The organism is Parabacteroides sp. AF19-14, from assembly GCF_003635485.1.
GTDB lineage: Bacteria > Bacteroidota > Bacteroidia > Bacteroidales > Tannerellaceae > Parabacteroides > Parabacteroides distasonis.
This window is the reverse complement of the sequence record NZ_QTMJ01000005.1, coordinates 196,888-219,905: the sequence shown is the minus strand read 5'-3', so window position 1 is coordinate 219,905 and position 23,018 is coordinate 196,888. Positions and strand designations below refer to the sequence as shown.

The window sequence follows — 23,018 nt, the reverse complement described above, 5'->3', positions numbered from 1 at the left end:
CTTAAGCGATTCCTAATTTAGCGTTGAATGCTTTCAATGTCTCAAGCACATTGCTCTTTACATTTACGAACTGGTCGATACCTTGAGCCTTCAAGTCGTCCGCGCAAGCAGGAGCTCCGGCTACAACGAATTCGGCACGTCCGGCCAAAGCCTTGTAAGCGGCAGGAGCGAATTCAGCATACTCGTCATCACTAGAGCAAAGAACCACGATCTCGGCACCAGCCTTGACAGCAGCCTCAACACCAGCCTCAACCGTATCGAAGCCTAAGTTATCAATTATCTTATATCCGGCACAACCGAAGAAGTTAGCGGAGAACTGTGAACGAGCCAAACGCATCGCCAAGTTACCTATCGTCAACATAAATACCTTCGGAGTCTTGCCACTCTTCTCTGTCGTCATACGCAAAGCCTCGAATTCAGAAGCGCCGCGAGAGAAATCAAGAGCCGGGATCGTTGCCTCACCGCAATGACCACCGCCACAACAGCAAGAACCTTTTTCTTGAATCTTATCGGCAGCTACTTCCGTGAAGTTAGGATACTGGTTAGAACCCAACAAGATCTCACGACGGGTAGCAACCGCTTTCTTACGAGCTACATTCGAAGCGTTAACGGCATTCTGGATCTCACCTGCGTTCACGGCAACGGAGAATCCTCCTTTTTCCTCAACCTCCAAGAACAACTTCCAAGCGACATCAGCCAAGGAATTCGTCAATACCTCTACATAATAAGAACCGGCAGACGGGTCAACGACCTTATCCAAGTGGCACTCTTCCTTCAATAATAATTGTTGGTTACGTGCGATACGCTCAGAGAAATCGTCTGGAGTCTGGTAAATCTTATCAAACGGGCGAACCGTGATAGAGTCTACGCCGGCAAGAGCGGCAGACATAGCCTCAGTTTGAGAACGAAGCAAGTTTACGTGAGCATCGTAAACCGTCATGTTCCACTCTGAAGTCTGTGCGTGAGCAACCATCTTGCAAGCGCATTCGCAGGCCGGCTTATAAGCGGCTACGATCTCGGCCCACAACCAACGAGCCGCACGGAACTTAGCAATTTCCATGAAGTAGTTAGAGCTGATACCAAAATTGAATTTGATTTTCTTGGCAACCTCGTCAGCGGTGAAACCAGCCTCGGTAAGTTTTGCCATCAATTCGTTACCCCAAGCCAAGGCGTAACCTAATTCCTGAGAAATATAAGCGCCAGCATTGTTGAAAAGGAACGCATTTACAGCCAATACACGGTAGTTAGGCAAAGCCTGTCCAGCTTTGAGCACAGCTGCGGCACCTTCTACCCACTCACTGTTTTCTTTACCTTTTACTAAAGGTTTCTTGAAAGCGTCATAGTTTACAGAACCGTAGCACTTCTCTGCGTCGACACCCTTGCCTTTGAAGTAGTCAGCCAAGATACCGATCAACTTCTCCGCTTTGCAGTTGCAAGTGTTGAAGTTCAATTCTACGGAAGCCGGACAAATACCTTCTAATAAAGTAGCTATATTCTCCTCGTTCACCTCATCACCTTTGATGATGAACCCAAGAGAAGTAACACCTTTCGTCAAAAGGTCAAGTGCTTTCTCGTTAGCACCCTTGAAGCAGCAAACTTCAATGTTCTGGCGTACCTTCCAATCGTTGTCTTTCTTCGTTCCACGAACATAAGGGAATTCACCGGGAAGAGACTCTGTAGTCTTTAAACCCTCGATGTCTTCTGCACGATAGAAAGGATTTACATTAAATCCTTCGCCTGTCTTCCAAACAAGCTTTTTCTCAAACGGTACCCCTTTCAGGTCGGCCGTTATCTTCGCCATCCACTCTTCAGTAGACACAGGAGCGAATTCTGAGAAAAGTTTTTCTTTAAGTTCTGCCATAATATTAGTTGTTTATTAAACTGGTATTAGTAATGTTCAATACTATTTTGTTCAATTACAGATGGCAAAGGTAGAATAAATAAACAGTACCGACAATGAAAAAACAATGAAATCGCAACTACTTTTAACGCCTTTTAGTGGTATTCTCCCCGTTTTCTTGGCATTTTGATAAAAAACACACTTTTTCTTCAAAAAAACTCGGTTCAACTATTGCAGAATTAAAAAATATATCTACCTTTGCATCGTCAAACAAAAACAATGACACCTAAATGGTGGATTCGTCTAACGGTTAGGACACATGCCTCTCACGCATGTAATACGAGTTCGATTCTCGTATCCACTACAAAAGCTCTCAATCTATTGGTTGGGAGTTTTTTTTTATATACCTTCGCTACCCGATAGTATCCTAAGTCTTTTATTATACACTAAATTATATCATGAAAAGTAAAAAGACCGTCTTTCTGACCGGAGCCACCGGGACGATGGGGCATGCCGGATTGGTCGAGTTGTCCAAGCGGCTAGATCGTTTTAATATAACACTTTTGGCTCGTCCAAGCAAAATCAATAAAGAGAAATTAGCCGCATATGAGGCCATGGCAGGGATCCGTATCGTTTGGGGAGACTTGACAAATTATCAAGATGTCTTAAATGGAGTAATGGGGGCGGACTACGTATTGCATGTAGGTGGAATGGTTTCCCCGGCAGCGGATTATTTCCCTAAAAAAACCTTGAAAGTAAACACGACCGCCGCCCAATATATCGTGGATGCCGTAAAAGCACAACCGAACTCAGACCGGATCAAGGTAGTCTATATCGGCTCCGTGGCGCAAACCGGCCACCGTAACGCACCTGTTCATTGGGGACGTACGGGAGATCCGATCAATATAAGTGTCTATGATCATTATGCCATCTCAAAGACAATAGCCGAACGTATTTTCGTGGAGTCGGGTATTAAACATTGGGCGTGCCTTCGCCAAACCGGTATCTTATGCCCCGAATTATTATTCAAGGGTTCGGACCCAATCACATTCCACGTACCGCTAGACGGCGTGCTGGAATGGGCTACCGCCGAGGATTCCGGTCGCTTACTAGCGAATGTATGCGAGGAGGAGGTGCCGGATGAGTTTTGGAACCGTTTCTATAATATTAGTAGCGGCCCGTCTTTCCGCCTGACGAATTATGAGTTTGAGAGTAAATTGTTAAAAGCGATTGGCTGTCCCGCCCCAGAGAAAATATTCGAACCGAACTGGTTCGCTATCCGTAATTTCCACGGACAATGGTATACCGATTCAGATCTATTGGAAGGATATCTGCATTTCCGCAGTAACCAAACTTGCGACGATTATTTTAAATGGATGGCCAGCCAAGTCCCTTGGTATTTCCACCTAGCAAAGATCGTCCCTCCTATCTTCATAAAACTGGGTATGGGAGCCATCGCTAAAAAGCCGGGACTGGGAACTCGTAACTGGATCAAGAACAGACACCAAGATCGTATATCCGCATATTTTGGCTCATATGAGGATTGGCAAGCAATCCCGGGTTGGGATAAGATCCGGAGAGAACGCCCCTCCGAAACACCCGTCTTTCTGGATCATGGCTATGATGAAAGTAAGCCTAAATCGGAATGGGATATCGAGGATATGCGTAAAGCCGCGGAATTCAGGGGAGGAAAATGCTTGTCACCGGTCATGACAAAAGGAGATTTATCGACTCCACTCGATTGGGAATGCCAATTCGGTCACCGTTTTAAGGCCTCTCCCACATTAGTATTATTAGGAGGCCATTGGTGCCCGGAATGTTTACCTCTCCCTTGGAATTACGACGAGATCGCTAAAGGAAATCCGTTCTTTGCCCAAGTATGGTATCCATTCCACGATAAAAAGGAACACAATGTATATGATGAATCCATATTCACTGACTTCAAGGAATAAAATTCAACGCATCAAGAGATTTTTGTTTTTTAGATTATTTATCTCAACGCAACATACTTTTACCGGATATTATCTGTTATAACAATATAAGCACTATATACCATAAACATAAAAACAGATTTTATCATGACAAAAGGATCGATCGGATTAAATGCAGGAGCTATCTGGAATTTGCTTTCAGATGGCCAACATTGGAGTTTTGAGGCGTTGAGAGCAAAATCCGCTCTAACAGATGCGGATCTATGGTCCGCTATCGGTTGGCTCGCTAGAGAAAATAAGATTGAAATTGATAATACCAGCAGCCACCCTATCTTCTGTCCGGGTACCAACTTTTATTTTTAAATGACATTTATGATATTTCATTGCGAAGGATTTCACTTTCTTCGCAATGAAATCTTCAAAAAAACACTTACTTTGTAACCCTAACGAAATAAAAACAATACGATTATGAATCCTACTTTCGGAGCTTCCATTCTTTCTTGGATACCACCTATGTGGACACCAGAAGCCGGTCTTTTCGCTATCCAGCAAGCATCTGCCGCCGGTTTTGATTTACTGGAAATTTTGTTGCCTCCTTCCATGGAGTTCGACGCTCCAACCGTAAAGCGACAATTGAAACAACACGGATTGAAGGCGACTTGTTCTCTCAATCTTCCCAAAGAAGCGCATATTCCTTTTTATCCCAAGAAAGCGACTTGTCTGATCAAGGAGGCGCTGGATAAAGCGAGCGAACTGGAGGTTGATTACTTGGGAGGTGTCTTACATTCCGGCATCGGGGTCTTTTCCGGCAAACAGCGAACACGGGAAGAAGAGAATATGCTTTGTGAGGTATGGGCGGAGGTTGCCGAATACGCCACCCGATCTGGAATCACGATCGGTATCGAGCCGATCAATCGCTATGAAAGTTATATGTGTACCTCTGCAGAGGAAGTCCTGCGCTTTATCAAATGCGTAAACGCACCGAATTTGTCTTTGCATCTGGATACTTTCCATATGAATATAGAAGAGACGAGTTTTTATGAACCGGTTATTGCGGCTGGCAGCCGGCTTCGCCATATTCACATGACTGAAAGTGACCGGGGAATGCTGGGTGAGGGAAACGTACGCTGGGATGATTTGTTCCGGGGACTACAGGAAATCGATTTCAATGGGAATTTAGTTTTGGAGAATTTCTCCAATTCTGTTCCCGGTATGGCGGAAGCCGTATCTTTGTGGCGTCCGTCTAAATACAATGCCGATGCCTTAGCCAAAGGCAGTCTCGCCTTCATGCGTAAGATGGCACGCAAATATCAATAAAGCATCAATTACCGCAAGACCGCCGCAGTATTACCGCACGGCGGTTGCAGTAATGTCATGTCAAATGAGATGGTAGCATCAATCTTATCATTTAAATAGCTGCTGAACGACAGCGCTATCCCCGTCATTCGGAGCAGGTTGTATATTCAATAAACGGGCAATCATCAAGTAAAGGTTCACGTTCGCCATTTGCGGGACCTCCGCATGTCTCTTGAACGAGGGACCTGCCGCATAGAATATGGCCTCCATCTCCGGCGTAAAATTATCGTAACCATGTGTCGCCGCATAACGGGGAGATGATTTCTCTCGGAATTCTACATACGTTCCAATATGTGGAGAAACAACTAAGTCACTAACTCGAGGATTCTTTCCGTAAACAAATTTCTCAGGAATCTCGTTTTTCTTCCATACGGTTATATTCGGCACTTTCTGTAAAATCGCATAGGCAGTATCCACATAGGTTTTCTTGGGATATAATAATGTAGGAACGCCATCAAAAACACAATCGAAACTATCCCGGGGTAGATAATCATTCAAGTTCACATATTTCTCGGGATAATAGGTGGCCATTCCATGATCCGAAAGAACGATAAAATCGATCTTATCGAAAATATCCAACTGACGGGCTTCCGTGAAAAAATGATTCAAGACTTTATCCAAGTTCTCCACCACATCCAAGGTCGCCGACGAATCCGGGGTAGCGGAATGACCTATCGCATCCGGTTCTTCCATATACCACATAATCAAATGAGGACGCACATCTTCCGGCAACTTCAGCCAAGAGATCACGGAATCAGCACGATCTGAAAAAGGAACCGATTTATCAAACGGCTTCCATATTGAAGGCTGGCCACTCTCTAAAGGCACCTCACTACCTACCCAATAGAACGAGGCGGTACGAACCCCTTGGCGTTCCGCCGTATTCCAAATAGGTTCTCCACCATAAAATTGCGGATCAAGATTTCCCATCCGGTATGAGCTATCAAGCTCCGCGTCATAAAAGAAATTATTTACCAAACCATGGTGATCCGGATGCAATCCGGTAGCCATGCTATAATGATTCGGGAAAGTCACGCTGGGATAACACGGGCGAAACGTGGAGCGAACCCCCACATTCGCCAAAGAATCCAACGTCGGAGTATGAGCACGTGACGGATAATCAGAGCGGAAACCGTCCATTGATAAAACTACGACATAACGATCCGATTGTTTTTTCGTTTGGCAACCGGTAAAAGCCAATGAACAAATACAAAAGAAACTAACGAGTAAGAACTCAATACGATTATTCCACATATCATTAAATTAAAAAAGAGGTCCACAAAGATAGTGAACCTCTTCTAATTATTAAATTTTATCTAATGAAAGATTTTTCTCTTAGAAGATATACTTGATACCGAATTGCATCTGCCAACGAGACACATCGTTCAAATTATCCTTGAAGGTTTCGTCCAAATCTTTCGCCATCGTATACTTCAACGTATAGTTGTTCGCCGCACTCGGGCCTTGTCCTTTCGGGATCGTCAAGAACTGATATTGCTGATTACCCAAAACGGTTGTTTGTACCACACCCCAATTACGATTCAACAAATTCAAGAAGTTAGCGATATTGAAACTAAAGCGCAAAGTATGTGAGCGACCATTCTTCTGGTAAATCTTTATATCATGAGAAACGCTCAAATCCAATTGATTCGCAAACGGAGCGACAGCACCGTTACGTTCGGCATACTCACCTCTATGTTTGCTCAAATAAGGATCTTGCTCGATAAAGGCATTCATCGCTTTCCATGCATCTTCTTGGCTATCGAAATCGCCCGGTAACAAATGATCTTTTACCTCGTCAAAATTCGCAGGGATATACATCAAGTCATTGGAGAACTGAGAATCGCCATTCGCGTCACCATTATAACAATAAGAATAACGGAACGGACGATAACGCTGATAAATCAAGCCAAAACTTGTTGCCGCATATTTACTCCAGTTAGCCGTATAAGAAGCGGACAATAACAAACGACCATCAAAAGAACCTGCCGTATAACCTACTTCTTCCGCATTTCCATCCAAGGCCGCACGGTACTTCCAAGCGGAAGTCGCCACAGACGATGTTCCGTCTGTTACACCTCTAGACTGCCCAAAAGAGTAAGATCCATTCAAATACAATCCCTTCAGGATTCCATCAACAAAGTTTTTCTGCAACTGGAAGGTCGTATAAAGCGAATGTCCTTTGCTGGTATTACGCAGCATCACGACATGATTCGCAGCCTTTTGATTTCCTTCTCTATCGCTATAATAGCCATTATAATATGGACGTGCATTACCCGCTCCACCGTCATTTACAAATTGCTCGGTCCGATACAATCCGATATTGTCATGATAAATAGCGTTAATGTCTTTTGAATACAGCAACTCTACGGTAGCGACCCAACCATCACCAAACTTATAATCGGCAGCGATATTACTTTTCCATAAGCTCGGATATTTAAAGTCCGGATCCGTAATCGCTATATCCGAACGTGTAGCGCTACCTTCAGCCGGTTTATAAGTATCCATATTTCCGGTGAAACCTAGTGAAGGTCTGCCGTCGCTAATGATATTGTCATTTTTATCCTTTACCGCCCGAACATTTAGGTCACCAAACAGAACACCATTATTGCCGGCTTGATTACTGATCCATACATAAGGAGGAGTACCCGTGAAGAGTCCCGTACCACCACGTATCTGTAAGCTTCCATTCTCATCGTCAAACGGTTTGTAGTTAAAACCGAATCGAGGAGAAAACTGAGGTTTGGCGTTCGGATATTTAGAAACATCGATCTTGATGCCATCCCGATAGGTCTCGGCGGCGACTTTATCATTCGACTGCAAATCAGTCATAAAGAACGGAACATCGATACGTAAACCTAACGTCAAGTTCAATTTATCACTTACCGTCCACTTATCTTGGGCATACAAACCTAACTGGAATACATTTATCTCAGCGAATGGAAAATCATCCGTCATCGAATATCTTTGCGCATAGTATTGATACCCCGTAGAAGAAGAGTTCGTTATACCCGTCACATTGGAACCAAATCCAAAATCTTTCGGATTAAACTCACGGATATCAAATCCTTGTACACTTCCGTTATGAGCGGCCATGTATTGTTTTGTAGCCAATACGTTGAACTTGAAATCATCGACAGAATTAAACACCCAAGAACCCGGATAGTTTTGAGCGAAACCATTCTTAAAGGCACGATAGTCACTTTGCGTTCCAACCGTAATCTGATGTTTGCCAAAATTCATCAAGAAGTTATCCTGTATCTGCCAGATATCAGTGTTCAACTGGTTATTATAGGAGTTTGCCTCGGTTCCGAAAGTTGTATAAGCATTGTTACCACCATCCAAGATATCCACTTGCGGGAAGTAACCGCCATCCATATCGCGATAATCACGCAAACGGGAATAACCGATCTTCAAATAGTTAGACATACGGTCATTAATGGTCGTATTCAAGTCGGCCATCCAAATATTGAAGTTATTATTCGTCCGGTAGAAAGAAGAAGAGAACGGAATAGCGAACGCATTCGGTCCACGTCCGTTATTCGGCGCACCGGAAGTAGAAGGGTTATTCGTATTAAACGATTTCAAATAATAATATTTTAAGCTCAACACATTATTTGAGTTGATATTCCAGTCTAAACGAGCCGTGATTCGATCCGCTTGAGTATTTGTCTTATTCACGTCGAATTTACCCGGATTATACCCAAGCTCATCACCTAAGAAATCAGATAAACCCTGCAAGACTGTCGCATCCGCCGCAGAATTAGCGGTCGTATAAGAAATCGGTTCCTCCTGGCGATCCATCTCACCATTGATGAAGAAGAATAACTTATTCTTAATGATCGGACCGGATAAACTGATACCGTATTGGTGATTAGAGAACTCTGAAACACCAATCGTCTCATCCTTCACACGATATCCCATCATAGACGGACTCTTCGTGTACATATATACAGAAGCATGAAACTCATTCGAACCGGATTTCGTTACGGAGTTAATACCCGCACCCGTGAATCCTCCATTTCGAACATCAAAAGGAGCGATCATCACCTGTACCTGCTCGAGCGCCTCCAAAGAAATCGGTTCCGTACCGGAAGCTCCAAGAGCAGAAGCCAGACCAAACGAGTTATTAAAGGAGGCACCGTCCACCGTTACATTATTAAAACGGTAAGAGACACCGCCAAAATTCTTACCGCTACTCATCGGAGTTAATTTCACGAAATCGTCCAAAGAACGGTTAATCGTAGGCAGCTTATCCATCTTCTCACGAGTGATGATTTCCTGCGCACCTGTACGGCTTCCTGAAATAATGGGGTTCTTATCCGCAACCACGACTACCTCGTCGAGAGCTTGGGTATCTTCCCGCATTACTACATTCAGTTTCAGATCCTCACCCAAAACCAAGTTTATTCCTGTCCGGCTCTCCGTATTGTATCCAATATAAGAGAACTCTACCACATAAGGGCCTCCGATACGAAGGTTGTTAAAAGAATAAGAACCATTCGGCTGGGTAATCGTGTAGTATTCGGTACCCGTTGGCGTATGCGTAGCCTTGATATTCACTCCGATCATCGCTTCCGATGATGTATCCGTGACTTTACCACTCATACTCGCCGTCGTCACCTGAGCATGTATGGATATTCCCACGCACAACAAAAGTAACGTTAAAAGTAGATAAGTTTTCCTCATACAAGAAGTATTTATATTTAAAATAATTATAACATTTTTGTATATCGCCGCAAAGATAGGGATTAGATATCTCTTTTTGTCACAAACTATATATAATATTCATAGCATTAACATTCCTCACACAGATCTCCAGATTATTATTTTCAACCAATCACATCCATAATCCAACAATATGCAGGAAAAGCGTCTATAATTCTTTTAAATCACCGCCCAACAGGGAATGTTAGTTAAGAATCATCAAATTAAAAATTTCATAAAGAACCTTCTTGTTTTGCCAATACAAGCCATCCATCTCCGAATAAGGACATTACTCAATTCCGCCCCGTCACAGCAACTTCATGAATATGAAACAAGTATTAAATAAGAAACATACAATGATATTAAAAAATAACCCATAACTTTGCGAAAGTTTTTATTACATTAACTATTTTAAATTATGAGCAGACATTTACAGACGCTATTCCTTTTAGCTGTACTGAGTTTCTTGTTTGTCATCCCGACACAAGCGCAGGTAACAACAGCCAGTATGAGTGGAACAGTTATGTTTCAAGATGAACCCGTTATTGGTGCGACCGTTTTGGCGGTTCACGAACCTTCTGGGACAAATTATGGTACGATCACGAACGTTGACGGACGCTTTTCCTTACAAGGTATGCGTACAGGAGGTCCATACAAAGTTACGATCTCTTACGTTGGTTATCAATCTGCCGTTTATTCCGGCATTACCCTGCAATTGGGAGAGAACTACAACTTGAATGTTAAGTTGAAAGAATCTTCCGAGACCTTGGACGAGATCGTAATCACAGCGGCGAAAACGAAGTTCAATACGGAAAAGACGGGTGCGACAACCAATATCTCCTCGTCACAGATCACCTCTTTACCCACCATTAACCGTAGTATCTCCGATATCGCACGCCTTTCTCCTTATGCCTCCGACATGAGTTTTGCCGGTGGCGATGGCCGTTCCACGAACTTTACGGTAGATGGAGCGAACTTTAATAACAACTTCGGCCTTTCGGATAATCTTCCCGGAGGCGGTAACCCGATCTCTATGGACGCTATCGAGGAAGTACAAGTGGTAATCGCCCCGTTCGATGTCCGCCAGACAAACTTCATTGGTGGCGGTATCAACGCTATCACCAAATCCGGTACAAACACATTCAAAGGTTCCGCTTACACTTACTTCCAGAACCAGAATATGCGAGGAAACTCAATCGATGGAGAAGACTTGGGCGCACGTGCTAAGGAATCCAAAACGATTTACGGAGCTACGTTCGGCGGTCCAATCATCAAGAATAAATTATTCTTCTTCGCCAATGTAGAAGTGGAAAAACAACCGCAACAAGTGATCAAATGGAGAGCTCGTACTGAAGGAGAGCAACCGGACGAGAATAACTACATATCTCGCACTACACTCTCCGACATGCAAAAGGTATCCGATTTCTTAAGAGATAAATATGGTTATGATACAGGATCAGCCACGAACTTCCCCGCAGACGAAAAGAATTTGAAATTGCTAGGTCGTATCGACTGGAATATCACGAATGGCCATAAATTGAGCGTACGGTACAACTATACAAAGAATACCGCATGGAACGCTCCCAACGCTAACTCTATGGATGGTGGTTCCGGCTCTCGTCTGTATAATACAAGCCGTGTAGGTTACCAATCCATGTCTTTTGCCAACAGCATGTATTCCCAAGACAATAAAGTGTCTTCCGTATCCGCTGATTTGAACAGTCGCTTCTCTGATAAGATTTCCAATCAGTTACTTTTCACTTATACGGATATCGAGGATATGCGCGGAACCAACTCTTCCCCTTTCCCCTTCATTGATATCTTGGCAGGTAAAGATGCGGAAGGTAACCAAATCATGGAGCCTTATATGAGTGCCGGATATGAATTATTTACTTACAACAACGGCGTGAAGAACAAGATCACAAGTGTTATCGATAACTTCACTTACTTTGCCGGCGACCATAAGATCACAGCTGGTATCAGTTTCGAGCACCAACTTGCTAGCAATGCTTATATGCGCAACGGCACGGGATATTATCGTTACAGCAGCTTAGATGATTTCTTGAACGGTGCCGCTCCTGAAACGTTCGCATGGACATACGGTTACAACGGTGTTTCCGACCCAAAAGCTCAGGTTACTTTTAACCAGATCGGATTCTACGCACAGGATGAGTGGAACATTCGCCCGAACGTGAAGTTAACTTATGGTATACGTTTCGATGATTTAATTTTCGACAATAGCGATCTTCAAAGAAACGACGCAATCTACGATCTTGATTTCGGAGGCAAACATATCGACACCGGCAAATGGCCTAAGTCTAGAATGCAAATATCCCCTCGTGTAGGTTTCGTTTGGGATGTGTTCAAGGATAATTCCTTAAAAGTACGTGGTGGTACAGGTATATTTACCGGACGTTTACCCTTGGTATTCTTTACGAATATGCCGACAAACTCGAATATGGTACAAAATGCCGTAGTATTCGGCACAAAATATGAGAATGGAATTGCGGTAAGTCATGATTCCCGTCTGGATCAATTGGCTGGCGGCATGATTACGAATGTAGATGATGCGATCAAGAAATTCGGCCTTCCTACCACGATAGAGAATCCGGTTGCCGGTTCTAAGATCTCTGGCGTAAAGGACAACTTCAAGATGCCACAAATATGGAAAACCTCCTTGGCTATAGATTATCAGCTCCCTACTTCCTTCCCATTATCCGTAACCGGCGAGTTCATCTATAACAAGAACATCAATGCCGTAACCCTTGAGAATATCAACATCAAGGACCCGTCAAATTGGGAACATTTTAACGGAGCGGATAACCGTTTGATTTATCCATCTGATTATACGTATGTATCCGGTAAGAATGCGGTTGTATTAACTAACACATCCAAAGGACATGGTTATACCGCCAATGTTACGGTTAACGCTCAACCCGTAGAGGATTTGAACATGATGTTGGCTTATACGCACACGGAATCCAAAGAAATTTCCGGTCTTCCGGGTAGCGACCCTGTATCTACATGGCAGGGAATGTTAACGATAGACGGACCGAATTTCGCGACCGTACAACGTTCACGGTATGTAGTGCCCGACAAGGTAATCGCAGCGGTCAATTACAATCTACCCTTCCGCCATAAAGGTCTGCTCAGAAAAACAAGCTTAAATCTGTTCTATTCCGGTTATTCCGCTTCCGGATATAGCTTCGCTTATACAAATGATATGAATGGTGACGGTATCAATAATGATATGATGTATATCCCGAAAGATGATAGTGAAATCAAATTCAAAAATGAAGCAGATAGAACCGCTTTCTGGAACTTCGTAGACCAAGATTCTTATTTAAAGAATCACAAGGGAGAATACGCTGAGGCTTATGCCGCACGTGCACCTTGGGTACATCGTTTCGACCTTCGTATAACGGAAGATTTCTCATTCAAGGCAGGTAAAACCGAACATCATTTCCAATTGAGCCTTGATTTCATGAATATCGGTAATATGATCAACTCGAAATGGGGTGTAATGAAGAACGCATCTTCTTCCAACGGTTGCCGTATCTTGAAATATGAAGGTATGGATGATAATAAGACTCCAATTTTCTCCATGTATAAGATCAATGGTGAATATCCGACCGAGACTTATTCTTATAACCGTATCTATACTGAATGCTGGAAAATGCAGGTTGGTATCCGTTACATCTTTAATTAATTAAGAGATATAACTCCATAAAAAAGGCGGGGAACAAATTTTCCCGCCTTTTCTATTTCATCATATATCCTCTCCTCCTCGCAAGGCATCCGCTATATCTTGATGCCGCTGGGCTAATTCGTCCTCTCCGATCGCCCGGAAACCCTCCGCCAGATATTCGTGGGAAGCCGCATGTTTAGGTTTGATACTTACCGCCTGCTGGAAATCCAGAATAGCTTCATCGTAATATTTGAGCTTCAATAGGCATTTTCCACGGTTATAGCGGGCCTTAAAAGATTTGGGACTTAATTTTACCGCTTTGTTTAAACAAACCTGAGCGTCGTAGTCCTCACCTATATCCAATAAAGTAACCCCTTTGCGTACCCAAGCTTCCACATAATTCGGATTCAAATTCAAGGCTTTATCAAAACAACGAATAGCGGCATTTGCGTCATGGGCCTTCGTTATGCACTCGTTACCCATCAAGTAATATTCATGTGCATACTCTTTCTGGGTCTCACGAAGCGAATGCAATTCTTCCCTCAGAGCCTTAATCTGTGCCTTTTGACTATTCAAGGCTTGCAATTTCAAACGAAGCAGCCGTTGTACCATCGGATTATCCAATTCATTCCGTTTAGATACGGCGGCGGCAAAAGCCTCGACCGCCTCTTTCATATTACCCTGCCGAAAACCCTGAGCCGCCCGACCATATTGCAATTCCGCCTCGCTCTCTTTGATACTTTTCTCTATTAATGCTTGGTTATTGAATATTTGGCTGAATTCTACGATCTCTTTCCGGATAAAGATATCCCGGGAAGAGATCTTGCTTTTTAGCACCAATCCTTCCAATGAAGTACAACGACTCAACGCCACATAGGTTTGTCCCCCGGCAAATACCCCTCCGGTCAAATCAACTACCACCCGGCTAAAAGTCAAGCCTTGACTCTTATGCACCGTGATCGCCCAAGCCAAACGAATCGGCAATTGTTCGAACGTACCGACAATCTCTTCCTCGATCCGTTTCTCTTTCTCGTTATATTTGTATTTATAATTTCGCCATGAGGTAGGTTCGACCAAATGTTCTACACCGCTCTCCAGCAAGACATAAACATTTCCATTCTCATCGATACCCGATACCATACCGATCGTCCCGTTCACCCAACGACGCTCATAATCATTATCGATAAAAATAACCTGCGCCTGTTCCTTGATGGATAAATTCAGCTGGGTAGGTAGTGAGGATTCCGGAAAATCCCCCTCGATCTTTCCCACGGATACGTACTCTTCTCCGGGAAGCTCGGCCAACTTCTTCTCATTGATAAAATCAACCTGATCCCGGCGAGTGGCCAACGTGATATACATATCCTCATTCTGAGGCTCGAAAGACGGAAAATAACGACCGTTCAACGTATCCAACTCCTGTTTTCTAGCGGCATTATTACGAATCCGATCCAATATATTGATAAAAACAGAATCGGTCTGGCGATACACTTTTTGCAACTCGATCGGCACTAAATTAATGTCCTTGAACACACGAGCCGAGAAAAAGAAAGGGCTCGCATAGAACAAACTCAATATCTCTTTTTGATCCGACGGAACAACCGGTTCCAACTGGAAGACATCTCCCACGAACAATAGCTGCTTTCCGCCAAAAGGCAATCGCATATTACCGGAATAGACCCTCAAGATACGATCTACACAATCAATAATATCCGCCCTCACCATCGATATCTCGTCAATGATGATCAAATCGACCTCCGCGATAATTTTCCGTTTCTCCTTCGGATACTTGAAAAACTCAAAGATACGACCATGAGACAAACTTAAATCCGGATCATCCGGCAACATCGGCCGGAAAGGGAGCTTGAAAAAGGAATGCAAGGTAACGCCGCCCGCATTTATGGCCGCTATTCCGGTAGGAGCCAGCACCACATACTTTTTCTTCGTATGATTGCAAATATACTTCAAAAAAGTAGACTTACCGGTCCCTGCTTTCCCTGTCAGGAAAACAGACTGGCGAGTGTGGGTGATCAGTTGCAAGGCATCCTGAAACTCCTTATTGTTCGTGTCTAACTGAAAGTCCAAGTATATAATTTTTAGATGAGACAAAGCTATGAAAATATTTACAGATCACTCTAATAATATCCCTCAAAATATTTGGCAGTCTCCATAAAAATCACTTATTTTGTGATATCAAATTAATATCAAAAACAAATCATCATGAAAGCAACCGAAAAGACATTCAACGGACTGAGAATCTCGGGGTTTATTGCTCTTTTTCTCCTATTGGCTCTATCGGGTCTCTGCTGCTATTTAATCGCAGACACCAACGAGACTTGGAGCGTAATCACCGGCATCGTCGGACTCTGCCTGTTACTGGTTTGTTTATTGGGATTCATGGAAATCGAGCCCAACAATGCCCGAGTAATGCTCTTTTTCGGAAAATATAAAGGGACAATTACTGATAACGGATTTTTCTGGGTCAATCCACTTTACAGCAAAAAGAAAATCACGTTACGTGCCCGTAACTTAGATGTCCCTCCTATCAAGGTTAACGATAAGGTCGGTAATCCGGTTATGATCGGGGCCGTGATGGTATGGAAAGTCAAGGATACTTATAAAGCGATGTTCGACATCGATTCTTCGTCCATTAGTATCTCCTCGAATAAATCATTCATATCACTGGGAGAATCCTCTGAATTATCCCAACGAATGCAGAATTATGAGAATTTCGTGCAGATACAAAGTGACGCCGCCATCCGTAAGATAGCTGGCATGTATGCCTATGATTATAACGAGAGCAAAGATCCCGTCACCTTACGATCCGATGACGGGGAGGTCGCTCAAAAACTGGAGGAGGAATTGAACAGTCGTTTGGCGATAGCAGGCATTGAGGTATTGGAAGCTCGTATCAATTACTTAGCGTATGCTTCCGAGATCGCCGGAGTCATGTTACGCCGCCAGCAAGCGGAAGCCATTATCGCCGCAAGAGAACGGATCGTGGAGGGAGCGGTCAGCATGGTTCGACTCGCCTTGAACAAACTGGATCAAGACAATGTTGTGGAATTGGATGAGGAACGGAAGGCTGCGATGGTTAGCAACCTGTTGGTAGTCCTTTGCGCTGACGAGGCAGCGCAACCTGTCGTAAATACCGGGACCCTACATCATTAATGTAAGAATTTAATATTAATACTAGTATATGGCCAAAAAAGATAATACTGTCAAAAGCTTCATCCTTCGGGTGGACGCTGATATGATGGAAGCTATCGAAGCTTGGGCTGCGGACGAATTTCGCAGCACCAATGGCCAAATCCAGTACATTCTGGACCAAGCCTTACGAAAGGCAGGACGGTTGAAGAAGAAAAGACTGCCCCGGCCACAAAACGACGACAAGTCATAAAAAAAAGCCTGATCTTTCGATCAGGCTTTTTTATTAACGGCTAATGAACAGCCAAGCATCTTTATACTTTTCTATTTTTCGAAGTGTCGCCATGTAGCTCTCGGCATCCGCCCGGTTATTAAACTTATCCGCATAAATACGATATTTACCATCACGAACCACCTTGCTTACATTCTTACATTGCGTGCGGTCTACACCGGATATATACTCATTCGCCTGCTCCTCTGTCGGGAAACTCGCTATTACGATATGATACATCTTTTTCGTCGCCACGAGTTCCGCTTTCGGAGCGGGGACAGCGACTTCTTTCCTTACCTCAGGGGCAGAAGGCGCTTTGGCAATCTCAGTCTCCTTAGTCGCTTCTATTTTGGGAGTTACCTCCGCTACCATCTCGTCCACTTGAGATATTTGAATTTCCTCCGGCTGAGAAATAGGTTCCTCGAACCTATAATTTATCATCTCCGTAGGAACAAAACTAGCTGTATAAGCGGACAGGTTTACTTCTTTCACCGGAGTTGAAACCACAAAGAATAATGCGACAGCAGCAGCTGATGCCGCAACAACCCGGATCAACTTACGACTAACCGGGATATAGAACACATCTTTCTTTTTCTTACCCGTAAGTAAAGCAACCTCTTCCCGCTCCTCCTCCAACGATCGCAAAACCGGAAAATGAAACGATGGTAAACCATACGAATCCGCATTGAATACCCCAGAATCGCCCGGCGTAAAAATGGTCTGCCCTTCCTCTCCTATAGAGAAAGTCCCGATTCGCCCCAATGTTATCCGCTTGTCTTGTTCCAAAGAAACATTCAAAGCCTCGATATCCTCTTCCAGCATCAACTGAGCTTTCCGGTAATCAACGCCATACGTCTGCATATATGACTCGGAGAGCAAGCCGTCTGTATGCTGTAGCGTGACATTAAACATAACCTCTTTACGCATCGGCCGGAACAAATGTTCCTCTTCCTGATACGTCGCCGGCAAAGTTTGCAGCACGAAACCACCAAACTTCGGCAAGATCACACAATCGTGCGTCAGCAACAAGCGTTCAATATGTGTTATTATCCTTAACATAGAGACAAAGGTAAATATCTTTATAGAAATAACAAAAAAAGAGCACTTTTTTCCTTTGAAATGACCCGGAAAATTATATGCATGACATTCTCATTTCAAAATCCACATGACACCCATATAGTCATCCGACCCTCCATACTGGTCGCTAATTGATTTTGAGACATTATCCATATTGTAATCCAACTCTTCCGATGGATACATCCATCTTAACGGCATTTTATCAGAAGGTATATTCCTATTCGATTTCGGATTTATCGGAATATTCGGTACACCTGTCCTACGATATTCAAAGAAAGCATTGTAAGGTGTTTGAAGAAACGTCAATATGTACTTTTGCCAAATAATCTGACTCAACTGTTCTTGAAAATCACTAGCGAATTTAACGCCTTGGTTTCCGAGATATTCTTGAATATAGGCATCTGTTATTTTTCGATTATGATGGAACATAACATCATCGGGTGTATTATCCGCCACAAACCGCATTGAAGAACGAACGCCTTCCTCATAATACTCTTTGGGACTTTTTGAGATAAAACCTCTCAGAGCCATCTCAGCCAGTATAAAATTTTGTTCTTGATAACTCAAGAAAAATACAGGCTCGCCCTCCGGCAGTTCCTCGTAGCGATCATTTATTTGAGAAACAGTTCCCCCACTCACAAAAGTCAAGATCTCAGACTCCGGTAAGGTCGGGTCAACTCCACCATAAGCATCCCATTCCGAGGGATCCAACTTGGCCTCTTCTGAGCTCGGTGTCGGTTTCGCATAATAAAATAAACGATAATCTTTCAAGGCTTTCAATTTATCAACAAAAAGATTAGTCATCCTGTCATTATTCACAAAACTATTAATTTCCTTAAAATAAGGATATTTCTGTCCAGCCTTATTAGAGTACACAACTTGGAAATTATCCGCACTCGACTCAAAAACAGGTCTGTTATTGATAATCTCATTGATTCTTTCCCGAACCTTTAAATCCGGATCATCGACCTTTTTATACAAATTAAGAAGCAACTTCAATTGCATAACATTCACAGCCTTACGCCATTTCGTCACATCCCCTCCATAAATATAATCACCCTCAAAATTAGTGCCAGCACTAAAGAGACGGTCCGCCTCATCCAATTCATTCAATAACCCGAGAAAAACATCTTTTTGAGAGTCATATTTCGGGAAATACACCTCTTCATCCTCAGCTCTTAAAGCTTCAGAATAAGGTATGTCCCCCACTTGCATTGTCAAATTGAAGAAAAAGAAAACCCGTACGAAATGAGACAATGCCGTATAGGAGTTTTTCAACTCATCATTCGTCGCAAAATCAATCATCTTCGAGGCATTCCGCAAATCTCTCAAAGCATCATAATTCGCTCCACCCAACAAATTGAATGCCAGATCTATATCATTAGCCTCTGTCCACGACAAATACTTAGCTAACAATTCATCCCGGATAAAATCCTTTCCATTCCCATTTTTATAAGTGGTAATATCACGTAACAGTTCTGTTGCCAACATCGCAGATGTTACTTTGTTAGTTGAGTCGGGATTTGTATTTACGCTTTCGAAATCATCACATCCAACCATACCCAACAAAACCAGTCCGCATATCAATATATTTTTAATTTTCATACGTTTAGCTTTTAAAATTCAACTTTCAAGTTTACACCTACATACCTTATAGATGGAGAAGATATATCCTCGCCCTCAATATCCTCAAAGCCATCCGGATCCGAGAATCTAAAATCTTTGGTCAACACAAATAAGTTCTGTCCGATAAAGCCTACATAACAGCTATTCATACTTAACTTACTAATAAACTTCTTCGGCAAATTATATCCGATTGACATTTCCCTCAATTTCAAGAATGTCTTTTTCTGAACTAATTTATCTGGATTATTATGGCTGCTTCTTACAAAATCCTCATAAGAAGTCTCGATGTCATTCGGAGCGAATACCCGCGTATCTGATGTAATCCTGCCATATTGATCATATTTGACCTCACCTGATACAATCTTGACACCTTCACCCACATAGTTTTTCTTGCCATTCACCACCTCATCATATCTCCATTGATTGTCCGTATCCGGATGAGCGCCGGTTTCCAACATGTGGAATTCCGTATTCGACCATGATTTTCCACCAATACGGCCATCAAAATTGAGTGTCAGCGTAAAATTCTTATACTTGAATACATTCGCTAGACCATACTCTAAATCCGGATCCGTATAACCAATCAAAGAGCTATATTGGCTCCTAGACATCAAGCCATTCGTATTAATAATATAATTACCATCCGGATCTTTGTCATAGCCTTTATATGAATAAGAATCCGTACGAGCGCCCACGTATGTCCACAAATTATCCGGGCTGAAGTTCTCATCCAATTTAGCGTAATACCTCTTGCTCGTCGAAAGATTCAACGACACATCCCATGAGAAATCACGGACTTGCACCGGAGTAGCGTCAATAGAAATCTCCACCCCCCGACGAACATATTCTTCGTCAATATTCATCAATCTCGATTTATATCCCGTAGCGGAAGATATCCTTTGGCTGATCGTATTATTATAAGTCAACTTATTGAAATAACTCACATCTAATTTCAAGCGATGTCCTTGCAAGAAGTGAATACCCGTACCGATTTCCCATGTACGATTCGTGATAGGCTTCACGTCGCCACGCAAATAATCCGGATAACTAGCCGTATTCAAGCCATCCCAAACATTCTGTTTAATCGTATAGGCCCGATCTAAATCATAAATAGCTAAATCGGTTTTAGAGACAGTCCACGATCCTCTCAATTTCCAGAAGGGTATCCAATCCGGCAAGCTTATTATATTAGAAGGAATAATACTCACTCCCACGGAAGGATAAAAATATGATTTATCATTTGAAGGCAAAGTAGAAGACCAGTCATTACGCCCTGTAGCCTCCAGATAGTAAGTATCCTTATACCCCAATGTCAACGTGCCGAACAGACTATTTACTTTTTTCGTCTTAGTCTCCGCATCCACGATCGGACTTTCTACGGAAGCTTTTATCGAATAAAAACCGGGAACAGACAAGCCATTCTTCGTGGAAGCTTCCAGATTCTTTGTTTTCGTATAATAAAGAGAACCTCCCAATAAACCGTCAACACTAAAATCACTCAGCTTCTTATTAAACAGCAAGAAGAAATCATAATTCATGGTAAAACCAGTCTTCTTGCCCTCTTTATAATAACCCAGCGCTCCGTCTTCCCAGCCACCACGGCCTTTAGAGATCGTTCCCACCGAAGAACGAGTCACATTATTATTCGCATAAGCGACTCCTCCCGCACGCAATTGCAATTTCAGCCAAGGGAGTATCTCGTACTTAAAAGACAATGAACCATTCGTCGTAAAATTATTTATCGACTTAATCTTCTCATAAGCCTCAAAATAAGGATTATCATACCAATCCGTATAATGCCAATTTTGCTTTTCATTTGGGACAAGCCAATAATCCTTGTAATCCCGCAGATCATACTCCGGACCAGTCCATAATAAAATATTGTACATATATCCGGTACCATATCCATACCCAGCCGTATTCGGCGCAGATTCCTGCGTAAAGTTCATACTACCTTCCACGCTCGCCTTATTGCCTAGTTTCAGCTCTCCACCAATATTATACCAGAATTTATTCTTACGTGAATTCGGATATTGATTCTTATCATACAAATAAGACAAAGAAGTGCGGATGCTTCCATTCTTACCAGAAGATGATACACTGACCGTAGTATTACTGATCATACTAAACTCCAAGAAATTCTTAAAATTATTCTTACCCCTCGAAGTCAACTCCATTTCCCGATACTCTTTCTTAATAGGATCCCATTGCGTATAAACACGACCAATATCCAACTTATCGCCCCAGACATAATCTATATTATCAAATTTACCTCCAGACCCGGCGCTATAAGCCGTCTGCACCTCCGGTATTTTTAACTGTCCGGCATTAAACATATTACTGGTATTTACCTCTATAGAAAAGCCCTTATCACCCCCTTTCTTGGTGGTAATCATGATCGCTCCATTACCACCTCGGGAACCATACAACGCAGAGGCCGTAGCCCCTTTCAACACAGTGATATTCTCAATCACATCCTGGTTGAAATCACTAAACGCTTGATTTGTAGGAACGCCATCCACGACGACCAAAGGCTCCTCTCCACGTAATTTTATCTTAGGAGCGACCCCAAATTCCGTAGAATTATACACTCGCATGCCCGAGATCCTACCACTTAAACTCGTCGCGATATTCACGCCCTTAACTTTCTCTAATTCATCCCCCTTGAACTTTTGTGTAGCATAACCTAACGCTTTCTCTGAACGAGTAATACCCAAAGCGGTAACGACAACTTCCTCCAAGGCTTTTGAATCTTCATCAAGCACTATTTGGAGAACTTTTTTATCCCCAACAGGAACCTCTTTTTCTTGAAAACCGACATAAGATACCATTAGCACATTCCCAGCGGAAACATCCAAGGAAAAGTTTCCGTCCAGATCACTAATAGTGCCGTTAGTCGTTCCTTTTTCTACTACATTCGCACCAATCACGGGATCCCCGTGAGAATCTTTCACGACACCTGTTATTTTTACCTTTTTCGTCTGTTGACTAGCAATCGGTAAATCCTCTTTTTTCGTGTCTCGGCGTACGATTATTTGACGATTATTAATAATATACTCAATATCCGTTCCGCTGAATAATTTATCTAATATTATCTCTACAGACTGATCCCGAATATCCAGATTAACTTTCCTATGCAAATCAATGTTAGAACCATGATACACAAAAATAAACTCACTGTTTTTCTCAATGTATTCAAATACATCTTCTACCGTACGATCATTCATTTGAATGCTTAGCATAGTCCGCTGCGCATATAGGGAAGACGCATATATCGCAGATCCTCCAAAACTTACCAGACATAAGGCTAAACCAAGACTTTTGAGAAAATGATTTGATCCTCGGCAGAAATCTTCTTTTTTCTTCATACCTTTG

Annotated in this window: 13 protein-coding genes and 1 tRNA gene; 7 read left to right on the top strand and 7 right to left on the bottom strand. The window is 42.8% G+C overall.

What is annotated here, in order from left to right; all coding sequences use genetic code 11:
- Position 1: 1 nt before the first annotated feature.
- Positions 2-1,861 carry a methylmalonyl-CoA mutase small subunit gene (gene mutA, locus DWX33_RS07375; protein WP_008773693.1) on the bottom strand — a complete coding sequence of 620 codons (1,860 nt, stop codon included), beginning with the start codon at positions 1,859-1,861 and terminating at the stop codon, positions 2-4.
- A gap of 271 nt (positions 1,862-2,132) precedes the next feature.
- Here mutA and DWX33_RS07370 point away from each other — a divergent pair.
- From DWX33_RS07370 to DWX33_RS07355, 4 genes are all read left to right on the top strand, one after another.
- Positions 2,133-2,204 (top strand) — tRNA-Glu (locus DWX33_RS07370).
- Between the two features lie 94 nt (positions 2,205-2,298).
- Positions 2,299-3,792 (top strand): NAD(P)-dependent oxidoreductase, encoded by a 1,494-nt coding sequence (locus DWX33_RS07365; protein ID WP_121961741.1) that lies wholly within the window; start codon positions 2,299-2,301, stop codon positions 3,790-3,792.
- 126 nt (positions 3,793-3,918) lie between these two features.
- A complete protein-coding gene (locus tag DWX33_RS07360; RefSeq protein WP_005854120.1) occupies positions 3,919-4,134 on the top strand; it encodes a winged helix-turn-helix domain-containing protein in 216 nt (71 codons plus the stop codon).
- Between the two features lie 105 nt (positions 4,135-4,239).
- Positions 4,240-5,088, top strand: a complete 849-nt coding sequence (locus DWX33_RS07355) for a sugar phosphate isomerase/epimerase (protein WP_121961740.1) — start codon at positions 4,240-4,242, stop codon at positions 5,086-5,088.
- 87 nt (positions 5,089-5,175) lie between these two features.
- Here DWX33_RS07355 and DWX33_RS07350 read toward each other — a convergent pair whose 3' ends face one another.
- Both DWX33_RS07350 and DWX33_RS07345 read right to left on the bottom strand, forming a co-directional pair.
- The gene (locus tag DWX33_RS07350) at positions 5,176-6,381 is read right to left on the bottom strand and encodes an ectonucleotide pyrophosphatase/phosphodiesterase (RefSeq protein WP_005867211.1); all 1,206 of its coding nucleotides are present in this window, start codon (positions 6,379-6,381) and stop codon (positions 5,176-5,178) included.
- Positions 6,382-6,462: 81 nt separating this feature from the next.
- Complete coding sequence (locus DWX33_RS07345; protein WP_005867209.1) at positions 6,463-9,816, bottom strand: TonB-dependent receptor domain-containing protein; 3,354 nt, start codon at positions 9,814-9,816, stop codon at positions 6,463-6,465.
- Positions 9,817-10,252: 436 nt separating this feature from the next.
- Between DWX33_RS07345 and DWX33_RS07340 the strand changes: the two genes are divergently transcribed.
- Positions 10,253-13,543, top strand: coding sequence for a TonB-dependent receptor domain-containing protein (locus DWX33_RS07340; RefSeq protein WP_122380125.1), 3,291 nt, complete (start codon positions 10,253-10,255; stop codon positions 13,541-13,543).
- A gap of 60 nt (positions 13,544-13,603) precedes the next feature.
- On the opposite strand, the gene DWX33_RS07335 is transcribed toward DWX33_RS07340, so the two are convergent.
- Positions 13,604-15,607, bottom strand: a complete 2,004-nt coding sequence (locus DWX33_RS07335; protein WP_005867205.1) for a tetratricopeptide repeat protein — start codon at positions 15,605-15,607, stop codon at positions 13,604-13,606.
- A 135-nt stretch (positions 15,608-15,742) separates the two neighbouring features.
- Between DWX33_RS07335 and DWX33_RS07330 the strand changes: the two genes are divergently transcribed.
- Positions 15,743-16,693, top strand: coding sequence for an SPFH domain-containing protein (locus DWX33_RS07330; protein ID WP_122380124.1), 951 nt, complete (start codon positions 15,743-15,745; stop codon positions 16,691-16,693).
- Between the two features lie 28 nt (positions 16,694-16,721).
- Positions 16,722-16,922, top strand: coding sequence for an Arc family DNA-binding protein (locus DWX33_RS07325; protein WP_005854106.1), 201 nt, complete (start codon positions 16,722-16,724; stop codon positions 16,920-16,922).
- A gap of 33 nt (positions 16,923-16,955) precedes the next feature.
- Here the strand turns inward: DWX33_RS07325 and DWX33_RS07320 are convergent, their stop codons facing one another.
- The 3 genes from DWX33_RS07320 to DWX33_RS07310 form a co-directional block, all read right to left on the bottom strand.
- A complete protein-coding gene (locus tag DWX33_RS07320) occupies positions 16,956-17,999 on the bottom strand; it encodes an SPOR domain-containing protein (protein ID WP_122380123.1) in 1,044 nt (347 codons plus the stop codon).
- Positions 18,000-18,089: 90 nt separating this feature from the next.
- Positions 18,090-19,622 (bottom strand): SusD/RagB family nutrient-binding outer membrane lipoprotein, encoded by a 1,533-nt coding sequence (locus DWX33_RS07315; RefSeq protein WP_005867199.1) that lies wholly within the window; start codon positions 19,620-19,622, stop codon positions 18,090-18,092.
- An 11-nt stretch (positions 19,623-19,633) separates the two neighbouring features.
- Positions 19,634-23,011, bottom strand: coding sequence for a SusC/RagA family TonB-linked outer membrane protein (locus DWX33_RS07310; RefSeq protein WP_122380154.1), 3,378 nt, complete (start codon positions 23,009-23,011; stop codon positions 19,634-19,636).
- Between the last annotated feature and the right edge of the window lie 7 nt (positions 23,012-23,018).

Excerpts from the sequence above, each read along its gene's own strand:
- mutA (WP_008773693.1), bottom strand. The coding sequence starts at position 1,861 with ATGGCAGAACTTAAAGAAAAACTTTTCTCAGAATTCGCTCCTGTGTCT.
- DWX33_RS07365 (WP_121961741.1), top strand. The coding sequence starts at position 2,299 with ATGAAAAGTAAAAAGACCGTCTTTCTGACCGGAGCCACCGGGACGATG.
- DWX33_RS07360 (WP_005854120.1), top strand. The coding sequence starts at position 3,919 with ATGACAAAAGGATCGATCGGATTAAATGCAGGAGCTATCTGGAATTTG.
- DWX33_RS07355 (WP_121961740.1), top strand. The coding sequence starts at position 4,240 with ATGAATCCTACTTTCGGAGCTTCCATTCTTTCTTGGATACCACCTATG.
- DWX33_RS07350 (WP_005867211.1), bottom strand. The coding sequence starts at position 6,381 with ATGTGGAATAATCGTATTGAGTTCTTACTCGTTAGTTTCTTTTGTATT.
- DWX33_RS07345 (WP_005867209.1), bottom strand. The coding sequence starts at position 9,816 with ATGAGGAAAACTTATCTACTTTTAACGTTACTTTTGTTGTGCGTGGGA.
- DWX33_RS07340 (WP_122380125.1), top strand. The coding sequence starts at position 10,253 with ATGAGCAGACATTTACAGACGCTATTCCTTTTAGCTGTACTGAGTTTC.
- DWX33_RS07330 (WP_122380124.1), top strand. The coding sequence starts at position 15,743 with ATGAAAGCAACCGAAAAGACATTCAACGGACTGAGAATCTCGGGGTTT.
- DWX33_RS07325 (WP_005854106.1), top strand. The coding sequence starts at position 16,722 with ATGGCCAAAAAAGATAATACTGTCAAAAGCTTCATCCTTCGGGTGGAC.
- DWX33_RS07320 (WP_122380123.1), bottom strand. The coding sequence starts at position 17,999 with ATGTTAAGGATAATAACACATATTGAACGCTTGTTGCTGACGCACGAT.
- DWX33_RS07315 (WP_005867199.1), bottom strand. The coding sequence starts at position 19,622 with ATGAAAATTAAAAATATATTGATATGCGGACTGGTTTTGTTGGGTATG.
- DWX33_RS07310 (WP_122380154.1), bottom strand. The coding sequence starts at position 23,011 with ATGAAGAAAAAAGAAGATTTCTGCCGAGGATCAAATCATTTTCTCAAA.